At 33.8% G+C, this 10,396-nt stretch carries 11 protein-coding genes and 2 rRNA genes; all 13 read left to right on the top strand.

The window, feature by feature from the left end; translation table 11 throughout:
- Positions 1-81 (top strand): 23S ribosomal RNA (locus tag J5Y03_RS19240); the annotation flags it as partial.
- A 52-nt stretch (positions 82-133) separates the two neighbouring features.
- Positions 134-249, top strand: a 5S ribosomal RNA gene (rrf, locus tag J5Y03_RS19235).
- A gap of 214 nt (positions 250-463) precedes the next feature.
- Positions 464-649 carry a sigma factor G inhibitor Gin gene (locus J5Y03_RS19230; protein ID WP_322099603.1) on the top strand — a complete coding sequence of 62 codons (186 nt, stop codon included), beginning with the start codon at positions 464-466 and terminating at the stop codon, positions 647-649.
- Between the two features lie 255 nt (positions 650-904).
- Positions 905-2,329 (top strand): aminotransferase class I/II-fold pyridoxal phosphate-dependent enzyme, encoded by a 1,425-nt coding sequence (locus J5Y03_RS19225; protein WP_209407620.1) that lies wholly within the window; start codon positions 905-907, stop codon positions 2,327-2,329.
- Between the two features lie 12 nt (positions 2,330-2,341).
- Positions 2,342-2,968 carry a dTMP kinase gene (gene tmk, locus J5Y03_RS19220; protein WP_209407619.1) on the top strand — a complete coding sequence of 209 codons (627 nt, stop codon included), beginning with the start codon at positions 2,342-2,344 and terminating at the stop codon, positions 2,966-2,968.
- Positions 2,969-3,147: 179 nt separating this feature from the next.
- Positions 3,148-3,588, top strand: a complete 441-nt coding sequence (locus J5Y03_RS19215) for a YaaR family protein (protein WP_209407618.1) — start codon at positions 3,148-3,150, stop codon at positions 3,586-3,588.
- A gap of 14 nt (positions 3,589-3,602) precedes the next feature.
- Complete coding sequence (gene holB, locus J5Y03_RS19210; RefSeq protein ID WP_209407617.1) at positions 3,603-4,598, top strand: DNA polymerase III subunit delta'; 996 nt, start codon at positions 3,603-3,605, stop codon at positions 4,596-4,598.
- A 3-nt stretch (positions 4,599-4,601) separates the two neighbouring features.
- A complete protein-coding gene (locus tag J5Y03_RS19205; protein ID WP_209407616.1) occupies positions 4,602-5,429 on the top strand; it encodes a PSP1 domain-containing protein in 828 nt (275 codons plus the stop codon).
- Between the two features lie 12 nt (positions 5,430-5,441).
- Positions 5,442-5,801, top strand: a complete 360-nt coding sequence (yabA, locus tag J5Y03_RS19200) for a DNA replication initiation control protein YabA (RefSeq protein WP_209407615.1) — start codon at positions 5,442-5,444, stop codon at positions 5,799-5,801.
- A gap of 93 nt (positions 5,802-5,894) precedes the next feature.
- Positions 5,895-6,632, top strand: coding sequence for a tRNA1(Val) (adenine(37)-N6)-methyltransferase (locus J5Y03_RS19195; protein WP_209407614.1), 738 nt, complete (start codon positions 5,895-5,897; stop codon positions 6,630-6,632).
- Positions 6,619-6,888: a GIY-YIG nuclease family protein gene (locus J5Y03_RS19190; protein WP_209407613.1), complete on the top strand. Its 270-nt coding sequence runs from the start codon at positions 6,619-6,621 to the stop codon at positions 6,886-6,888. The genes J5Y03_RS19195 and J5Y03_RS19190 overlap by 14 nt, the downstream gene beginning before the upstream one ends.
- Positions 6,881-7,756, top strand: coding sequence for a 16S rRNA (cytidine(1402)-2'-O)-methyltransferase (gene rsmI / locus J5Y03_RS19185; RefSeq protein ID WP_209407612.1), 876 nt, complete (start codon positions 6,881-6,883; stop codon positions 7,754-7,756). The genes J5Y03_RS19190 and rsmI overlap by 8 nt, the downstream gene beginning before the upstream one ends.
- A gap of 228 nt (positions 7,757-7,984) precedes the next feature.
- Positions 7,985-9,964 carry a methionine--tRNA ligase gene (gene metG, locus J5Y03_RS19180; RefSeq protein ID WP_209407611.1) on the top strand — a complete coding sequence of 660 codons (1,980 nt, stop codon included), beginning with the start codon at positions 7,985-7,987 and terminating at the stop codon, positions 9,962-9,964.
- Positions 9,965-10,396 lie beyond the last annotated feature (432 nt).

Raw genomic sequence — 10,396 nt, 5'->3', positions numbered from 1 at the left:
ATGATCAGGTTGATAGGTCAGAGGTGGAAGCGTGGTGACACGTGGAGCTGACTGATACTAATCGGTCGAGGACTTAACTAAACGTTCAATATGACATTATCTAGTTTTGAAGGTATAAGCCTTTTATATAGAATCAGGTAATTATGGCAAAGAGGTCACACCCGTTCCCATCCCGAACACGGAAGTTAAGCTCTTTAGCGCCGATGGTAGTTGGGGGCTTCCCCCTGTGAGAGTAGGACGTTGCCTGGTAACTGTAAAAACTCTAGTCATATTGACTAGAGTTTTTTATTTTATGCTCTTTTCTAAAAGATTGTTGTTTTTCACTAATTTTATTCACATACATATAATAGGAAAACTAGGATAATAAATTGTATAAAAAAGTGAGAATTTGCAAACACTATTAAAATAAGGAAATCGATCATATTGTACTGACGATTATGAGGAAAAGGGAGTGTGATTGACAGTGGGGTTGAAAACTTGCGTTATATGTAACGAAAAGAAGGAAAGTGGGATTGTTATTTTACAATCATTCATCTGTTCAAATTGTGAAAGTGAGATTGTTAACACTAGTACCGATGATGTTCAATATCAGGTATATATAGAAAAGTTAAGATGTTTAACTGAAATAAAACAAGAGATAATACTTTAGTATTTCGTCATAGTACAAATATTTTTAGTTCAACTAACCATCAGTGGGAATGAAAAACTCCCCACTGATGGTTAGTTGAACTTTATAGGTAGTTTTCATATTTAAAATCAGTTAAAATAATAAAAGATGTAAAACTCGGCTTATTTACCGAGTTTTTTCTTTTTATATATACTGAAATATTTTTAAACATACATTAAATAGGTGATTGTACAACCGGTAGGCTCTGTAAAATAGACACTATTAATAGAAAGAAGAATGGCAGTGAAGAAATTACCACTTTTAAATAAATTAAAAGAGTTTTCATCAACAAACCCTATATCTTTTCACGTCCCTGGACATAAAAATGGTTCTCATACAGCACTCGAATCATTTCATTTTACGGATTTGTTGAAAATAGATGTAACGGAATTGAATGGTTTAGATGATTTGCATTTCCCAACTGGTGTGATCAAGGAGGCTGAAGAACTTTTAGCAAATCTATATTCTGCAGATAAAAGCTTTTTCCTCGTAAATGGTTCAACTGTTGGGAATTTAGCGAGTATCTATGCAACTTGCAAGCAGGATGAACCAGTGCTTGTACAAAGAAATTGTCATAAATCGATTTTTAATGGATTAGCATTAGTTGGAGCAAAGCCGGTACTACTACCAACTGAAGTTGATCAGACATTAGGGATTGCTCTAGGCGTTGAACAAAAGAGTACAATTGATATCATCCATCAACATCCGTCAGCAAAAGCAATTATTTTAACAAATCCAAACTACTATGGAATGTCACAGAATTTAGAAGATATTATTGAAGTAGCTCATCGTTATGGAATTCCAGTTATTGTTGATGAGGCACATGGTGCTCATTTTATTGTAGGAGATCCTTTTCCGAAAAGTTCTTTAAATATGGGAGCTGATCTTGTCATCCAATCAGCTCATAAAACATTACCTGCTATGACAATGGGATCTTTTTTACATGTAAAATCTAGTTTAGTAGACGAACGTAAAGTAGGGTCATATTTAACGATGCTTCAAAGCAGTAGCCCGTCCTATCCAATCATGGCTTCTTTGGACTTAGCTAGATCATTTTTAGAGAATCTTACAGAAGAAGATATTCAAGAGATCGAACAACAAATTCACTATTTTTGTAATAAACTCCAAGAAATTCCCGAGATAGAAGTAGTACATTCTAACAACCATAACTACAAACAAGATTTATTAAAAGTTATGATAAAGAGCAAGAATGGGTTAACGGGTTTTGAATTGCAAAAAGAATTAGAACATGTAAATGTCTTCACAGAGTTATCAGATTGGAAGCATGTCTTATTTGTTCTACCATTAGATAAAATTGCAAACATTGAAGAGGCCATAAATGCTATTAGAAGAGCCGTTAAAGATAAAAAAGGGAATCAACTAAATACGTCATTTTATTATCCAAGTATTGTAAGTCAGTTTCCATACAGTTTTAAAGAACTCATGATGAAGGAAAAAGAACAACTACCATTAGATAAAACAGTTGGTAGAATTTGTGGACGAAACGTTATACCTTATCCGCCTGGTATACCAGTTATACTAGAAGGCGAGTTAATTAGTGGAGAACATGTAAAGTATGTAAAGGAACTTCATGAAAATAGAGGTTATATTCAAAATATAGAAAATGAGATTGAATTAAAAATAGAAGTGTATTGTTTGTAGGAGGGTATTAGTTTGAAGTCTCTATTTATTACGTTTGAAGGGCCAGAAGGTGCTGGCAAAACGACAATTATTAAGATGATTGAACAGTATTTTGTGAATAAAGAAATTCCATTCCTTTCAACTAGAGAGCCAGGTGGTATTCGTATTTCAGAGAGTATCAGGGAAATTATTTTACGACCTGATCATACAGAGATGGATAGTCGTACAGAGGCATTACTTTATGCTGCTGCTCGTAGACAACATTTAGTAGAGAAAGTTATTCCGGCTTTAAAAGAAGGAAAAGTTGTCCTTTGTGATCGTTTTATTGACAGTTCTCTAGCATATCAAGGTGTTGGAAGAAATTTAGGAATAGAAGAAGTAAGGCAAATTAATGAATTTGCAATAGATGGAACAATGCCAGATTTAACGATTTTTTTCGATTTAGATCCTTCGATTGGTTTGAAAAGGGTACATGATGCAAACGGTCGAGAAATTAATCGATTAGATTTAGAAAATATTGAATTTCATAAAAGAGTTTATGAAGGTTACTTACAGGTAGTAGATAGTGATAGAAAACGATTCTGTCTTGTAGATGCATCGAAAAGTATAGAGGAAGTTTATAGCCAAGTATTACAAGCAATTGAAAATAAGATAAATTGAATCATCCATAAGTGGAGGATTTTATCCGCCTGACTCAACTGCCAGTTAATGGTGATAAACGAATAAGCAATTTAAGTATTGTTACGAAACAAGGGGATAACGTAAACAAGCTATCGATAAACTGATATAATAATAAAGAGAAGTCCGTAATGAAAGTGATCACCTAATGGGGGATTTTAATGAAAATTGATCAAAATTTAATTGCAAAGTTAAATAGTGAACGAAAGGATTTGCGACAAAACCAACCAACGTCCGTAAATTTTCAATCTTTAGTTCAACGAAATGAATCAAAACTTCAGTTGGATCAATTAGTAAGATTAATGGGTGAGATTGAAGTTCAGGGAGAACGCTTATCAAAAGGAAAACATTTACGCGATTTAGCGCGTTTTAAACAATTAGTTAAACGTTTTGTTAAGGAAGCAGTTGATTTTGGTTTAGAGTTATCAGAACAAAATAGTTGGAGTCCAGGTGGTTATGTAAATACACTTCATGTGGTCAAATTGATTGATGAAAAATTAGTTGAATTGACAAATGAAATGATTGATAAAGAGAGTGAATCAATGGATTTGCTTAAAAAAATTGGTGAAATAAAAGGTCTATTAATTAATTTATATACATGAGTAGGTGAGTTCGATTGAGTATATCGTGGGAGGAACTAAACCAACGTCAGCCAATAGCAGTAAAGATGCTTCAAAATTCAGTTCGTAAAAATCGAGTTGCCCATGCCTATTTATTTGAAGGTCCAAAAGGTACAGGTAAGATGGATATGGCGGTATATTATGCAAAAGTATTACTTTGTGAACAACTTAATGGCGTAACACCTTGTGGGAATTGTCGAAATTGTAAAAGGGTTGATTCTGGTAATCATCCAAATGTCTATGTTTTAAGACCGGAAGAATTATCGATAAAAAAACATCAGATTCAAGAGCTCCAAGAGGAATTTTCTAAGACAGCAGTAGAAAACAATCGCAAAATTTATCTAATCGAGCATGCTGATACAATGACTGCTAGTGCTGCGAATTCCCTGTTGAAGTTTTTAGAAGAGCCAGTTTCTTTAACAACGGCAATTTTGGTCACTGAACAATTGCAACGTATACTTCCGACTATTGTATCTCGCTGTCAAAATGTACATTTTCAGCCTCTTTCTGTTAAAAATTTTGAAAACCAGTTACAGGCGCAGGAAATTCCATTGGATTTAGCTCTATTACTAGCTAGAATTACAAATAACGAAAAAGAAGCGAGTGAACTGGCAAAAGAAGAATGGTTTGCACAAGCTAGAAGTTTAGTGATAGAATTATATGAAGCATTAATAAGTCTAAGAAAAGATAGCCTTTTGCTTCTTCAACAAGGGTTTGTGCGTACATTTGAAACAAAAGAAAGATTACAACTAGGGTTAGATCTATTAATTCTAGTATTTAAAGATATGATATATATACATGCTGAGCAAGAACAAAATATAGTGTTTAAAGAGATCGAACAAACACTAAAACATGCTTCTAATCGTTTTTCATTAGTCAAAATAACCAACTGTTTAACGATTATTTTAGAAGCGAAGAAACGCTTAGTATCGAATGCTAATATGTTGCTTGTTGCAGAGCAAATGATAATTGAATTACAGGAGGGATTGTAGATTGTGTACGAAGTAGTTGGTGTACGGTTTAAAAAAGCAGGAAAAATCTATTATTTCGACCCGAACGGAATACCAATCCCCAAAGATACATTTGTAATAGTTGAGACGGTTAGAGGGATTGAATACGGTAAAGTAGTTGTTCCAAATAAACAAGTTGGCGAAAATGATGTTGTATTACCCTTAAAAAAAGTAATGAGAATGGCTGATGAGCACGATCGTATGATTGTTGAAGAGAATAGACAGTCTGCAAAAGAAGCTTATGAGGTTTGTTCAAGTAAAGTAATGCAACATGATTTAGATATGAAACTTGTTGATGTAGAATATACGTTTGATCGAAATAAAGTTATTTTTTATTTTACAGCTGACGGACGAATTGATTTCAGAGAGCTTGTAAAAGATTTAGCTGCTATATTTCGCACTAGGATCGAATTACGCCAAATTGGTGTTAGAGACGAGGCAAAGATGCTTGGAGGTATAGGTCCATGTGGACGTATGCTTTGTTGCTCTACTTTTCTTGGTGATTTTGAGCCAGTATCAATAAAAATGGCAAAAGACCAAAATCTATCGCTAAATCCAGCTAAAATTTCGGGTCTTTGTGGGCGTTTAATGTGTTGTTTAAAATATGAAAATGATGAGTATGAAGCGGCTAAAGAACAACTACCTGACCTAGAGGATGTAATTGAAACTTCACAAGGCCCTGGAAGAGTGGTTGGATTAAACATTCTAGAACGTGTAATTCAAGTGGAGCTTATAAAAAAGGAACTTGTTGTTGAATATACCCTTGATGAGTTAATTCATGAGGGAGTCGTTTCAATACCAACCACAGACTAAGAGGTGGTACGATTGGACAAAAAGAATATTTTCTTATCTCTATCTAATATGGAAGATCAAATTCAAGATTTATCTAAGCAGTTAGGAGAACTAAAACAGTATATTGCTGAACTGCTTGAGGAGAATCACTATACTAAAATTGAAAATGAACATTTACGGCAACGTCTTGGGCTTGAACAAAAAGAAGAGATTATTCAATCAGAAATGACACGAAGTAAAAAAGTGACACCGAAAGAATCAGATATTGGAGAAGGGTACGATAACCTAGCGAGATTATATCAAGAAGGTTTCCATATCTGTAATGTGCATTACGGTAGTGTTCGGGATAATGAAGATTGCCTATTTTGTTTAATGTTTTTTGATAAAAAATAAGGAGTCTTTCCTACTCTTGTGGGAGAGACTTTTTCTTTAGAAAGAGATAGTGAAGGGAACACTTAAAGTAGAAATTAGAAAGGGTTTAGTTATATGCTACGTGATGATGAACGATTAGATTATTTATTAGCAGAGGAATTACGCATCATTCAAAGTCCTTCTGTTTTTTCCTTTTCATTAGATGCTGTTCTATTAGCAAATTTCACATACGTCCCAATTCAAAAAGGACTTATTGTTGACTTATGCTCCGGAAATGGTGTGATTCCGTTATTATTACATAAAAGATCTCATGCTAAGATGATTGGTGTAGAAATACAAGAGCGTCTGTATGATATGGCAACACGAAGTATTCAGTATAATAATCTTGAAGAAAAAATAACCATACTACACGATGATTTGAAAAATGCACCTGATCTAGTTGGAAGAGAAATAGTAGATGTAGTTACATGTAATCCCCCTTATTTTCAAGATGTTCCAAAATCAGAGCAAAATCAAAATGAGCATTATGCAATTGCAAGACATGAAATCAAAACTAATTTAGAAGAAGTGATTTATACAAGTAAGCTTTTATTAAAACATGGCGGGAAGTTATCGATGGTACATCGCCCTGGAAGGTTACTTGATATTGTGACAACGATGAGAAAACATGGTATTGAACCAAAACGCATGCAGCTTATTTATCCAAAGGTTGGTAAAGAAGCCAATACACTTTTAATAGAAGGAATTAAAGGTGGAAAGTCTGATCTGAAGATTTTGCCACCACTCTTTGTATATAATGAACAAAATGAATACACACCCGAATTAAAGGACATTTTGTATGGAGAAGGATAAACACTTTTTATATGTATTGGAGTGTAGTGATACCACCTATTATGCTGGTTATACAACAGATCTAGAAAGACGAATTAAACAACATAATGCAGGAAAAGGTGCAAAATACACGAGAGTAAGAAAACCTGTGAAATGTATCTACAATGAGGAATTTTCTACGAAACGCGAAGCAATGCAAGCAGAGTATGCTTTCAAACAGCTAACTAGAGTTAAGAAACAAGAATATATGAGCAAAAGGGGAACAGAGAGTGAATAGCCAAAAAAGCTTTATTCAAGAAGAGACTGGTTGTTTGTATTTAGTACCAACCCCAATCGGAAATTTAGAAGATATGACTTTTCGTGCCATTCGAATTTTAAAAGAGGTTGACTACATAGCAGCAGAAGATACAAGAAATAGTAAAAAGTTATGTTCTCATTTTGAGATTTCGACACCTCTTGTCAGTTATCACGAGCATAATAAGGAAAAAAGCGGAGCAAAGATTATAGAGGATATAAAAAATGGCAAAAAAGTTGCGATCGTCAGTGATGCTGGGATGCCGTGTATCTCTGATCCAGGTTATGAAATTGTACAACTTTGTTTAAATGGAGGCGTTTCAGTTATTCCATTGCCGGGTGCAAACGCAGCACTAACAGCACTTATCTCATCTGGATTACCAACAGATTCTTTTTATTATGCGGGTTTTTTTCAAAGACAAAAACGTGATAAAAAAAAGCAGCTTGAAGAGTTAAAGGGACAAGTTGGTACAATTTTATTTTACGAATCTCCACATCGATTAAAAGAAACGATTCATGTGATGTATGAAGTATTAGGAAATAGACAAGTTGTCTTATGTAGAGAGCTTACGAAGAAATTTGAGGAATTTATCCGTTGTACATTAGAAGAAGCCTGCAAATGGGTTGATACGGAAGAAATTCGTGGTGAATTTGTTGTAGCAGTTGAAGGTGCAAGTGAAGAGGAAGCTAGTGCAGCAAAAAGTAATTTTTGGGATAACTTATCCATTGAAGAGCATATTCAGTGGTATATGACAGAACAACAGAAATCTAGTAAAGATGCGATAAAATTAGTTGCTAAAGATCGAAATTTAAATAAACGAGATGTTTATGCAGTTTTTCATGAACTATAAGAATAACTTCAATCATTGAGATGTCTACTCTCAACTGGTTGAAGTTTCATTTTTTACTATTAGTTTGAAAATTATAGTATATTTGCTAGAAATAATAGAAATAGATGTTACTATTGTGTAGAATTTAACTTAAGTATACAGAGCTAATTCATTCCGTATCTATTTCATTTAATAATGAATTTATTACATAATTGAAGATTTGAATGATTGATTAAGGAGGAAATAAGAATGGGTAAACAATCTTTTTATATTACTACACCAATTTATTATCCAAGTGGTAAGTTACATATTGGACATGCGTATACGACGGTAGCTGGAGACGCGATGGCTCGATATAAACGATTAAGAGGATACGATGTATTCTATTTAACTGGTACAGATGAACATGGACAAAAAATTCAGCGTAAAGCAGAAGAATTAAATGTAACACCAGAGAAATATTTAGACGATATTATCGTTGGAATTAAAGAGCTATGGAGCAAATTAGATATCTCTTATGATGATTTTATTCGTACGACAGAAGATCGTCATAAACGTGTAGTAGAGAAAATTTTTAAACAGCTACTAGATCAAGGTGATATTTACTTAGACGAATATGAAGGTTGGTATTCAGTACCAGATGAAACATTCTATACGGAAACGCAATTAGTTGATCCGATTCAAAATGAAAAAGGAGAAATTATTGGCGGAAAAAGCCCTGATAGCGGACATCCAGTTGAATTAGTAAAAGAAGAGTCTTACTTCTTTAAAATGAGTAAATATGCTGATCGTCTTCTTCAGTTCTACGAAGAGAATCCAGAATTTATTCAACCAGAATCTCGGAAAAATGAAATGATTAATAACTTTATTAAACCTGGTTTAGAAGATTTAGCGGTATCTCGTACTTCATTTGATTGGGGAGTAAAAGTACCAGGAAATCCTAAGCATGTTGTGTATGTATGGATTGATGCTCTATCTAATTACATTACGGCATTAGGATATGGCTCGGAAAACGAGGAACTATATAAAAAATTCTGGCCAGCTAATGTTCATCTTGTAGGAAAAGAAATCGTTCGTTTCCATACGATTTACTGGCCAATCATGCTTATGGCATTAGATTTACCACTTCCAAAGAAAGTGTTTGCACACGGTTGGCTATTAATGAAAGACGGTAAGATGAGTAAGTCTAAAGGTAATGTAGTTGATCCAGTAACTTTAATTGATCGTTACGGTCTAGATGCTTTGCGTTATTATTTACTACGTGAAGTTCCGTTTGGTTCAGATGGTGTATTCACTCCAGAAGGATTTGTCGACCGAATCAATTTTGATTTAGCGAATGATCTTGGAAACCTATTAAACCGTACAATTGCGATGATTCAAAAATACTTTGATGGAACAATTCCAGTTGTAAAAGGAAACATCACTTCATTTGATGAATCACTAAAGCAATTTACAAAAGATACGAGAATTGCGATTGAAGAAGCGATGGAAAAAATGGAATTCTCAGTTGCATTAACGCATTTATGGCAATTGGTTAGTCGTACAAATAAATATATTGATGAAACACAACCATGGGTTCTTGCAAAAGATGAAGAAAAAATAGATGAGTTAGCTTCTGCTATGGCTCATTTAGCAGAAACACTTCGTCATGTGGGCGTTTTATTAAAACCATTCTTAACACAAGCACCAGGAAAAATATTTGACCAATTAGGTATCACAGACGAGTCATTCACAACTTGGGAAAGTCTAAATGAATTTGGTGTAATTGGTGAAGGAACGAAAGTACAAAAAGCAGAACCAATTTTCCCTCGCTTAGATAATAAGGTTGAAGTTGAATTTATCGTGGAGCAAATGAAGGGTTCTGCACCAGTTAAAGAAGAAGTGGCCCTAGATGAAGAAAAAGCCCCTGAAATTACATTCGATGATTTTATGAAGGTACAATTAAAAGTTGCTGAAGTGAAGGAAGCAAGTCTTGTAAAAGGTGCAAAGAAATTACTTAAGCTTCAATTAGACTTAGGTACAGAAACAAGACAAGTCATTTCAGGTATCGCAGAACATTATACTCCGGACGAGTTAATTGGGAAAAAAGTAATCTGCGTAACAAACTTAAAACCTGCAAAATTACGTGGAGAACTTTCAGAAGGTATGATCTTAGCAGGAAGTAAAGATGGTAAGCTTTCATTAGCTACAATTGACCAATCGTTACCAAACGGATCAATCATTAAGTAGAGTCTATGAAAAGTGTTTCGTGTCACATAGTACACGGAACACTTTTTTTGTCTAACTCCATTGCATTGATATTCGGTCTTTAGACTAAATGAACCTGTGTTATTTTATAATCAAGTCGTTCCTTTTATACTTAATTTGGTTGATTGTTATATTAATATAACAAAACAGAAGTGTTGTTTGGTGCAGAAATGCATAGAATTATGTAGTTTATTGTGTTTAATTGACAGTTCCTTTGACAGAAATTTATATTTCGTTGAAGAAAGTCGTTATATGGAGAAAGTATTACAAGTATATTACAAGGTACTAAAAGCTAGTAAGTAAATAATTAGGAAGATTAAATGCTTCAAGCCTTATATAATAAGGAAAATGGCATAGGGAAACAATATAAAAAATATGAAAAAAAGACCTTTTTTTCTGTATTTTTTTTGTAAT

This window comes from Gottfriedia endophytica, assembly GCF_017814275.1.
In the GTDB taxonomy this organism is placed as follows: domain Bacteria; phylum Bacillota; class Bacilli; order Bacillales; family Bacillaceae_G; genus Gottfriedia; species Gottfriedia endophytica.
This window is presented reverse-complemented; position numbering and strand designations above follow the sequence as displayed.

What these genes read in the sequence shown, in the direction of transcription:
- J5Y03_RS19225 (WP_209407620.1), top strand. Translation starts at nt 905, where the DNA reads ATGGCAGTGAAGAAATTACCACTTTTAAATAAATTAAAAGAGTTTTCA.
- J5Y03_RS19215 (WP_209407618.1), top strand. Translation starts at nt 3,148, where the DNA reads ATGAAAATTGATCAAAATTTAATTGCAAAGTTAAATAGTGAACGAAAG.
- J5Y03_RS19195 (WP_209407614.1), top strand. Translation starts at nt 5,895, where the DNA reads ATGCTACGTGATGATGAACGATTAGATTATTTATTAGCAGAGGAATTA.
- J5Y03_RS19190 (WP_209407613.1), top strand. Translation starts at nt 6,619, where the DNA reads ATGGAGAAGGATAAACACTTTTTATATGTATTGGAGTGTAGTGATACC.
- metG (WP_209407611.1), top strand. Translation starts at nt 7,985, where the DNA reads ATGGGTAAACAATCTTTTTATATTACTACACCAATTTATTATCCAAGT.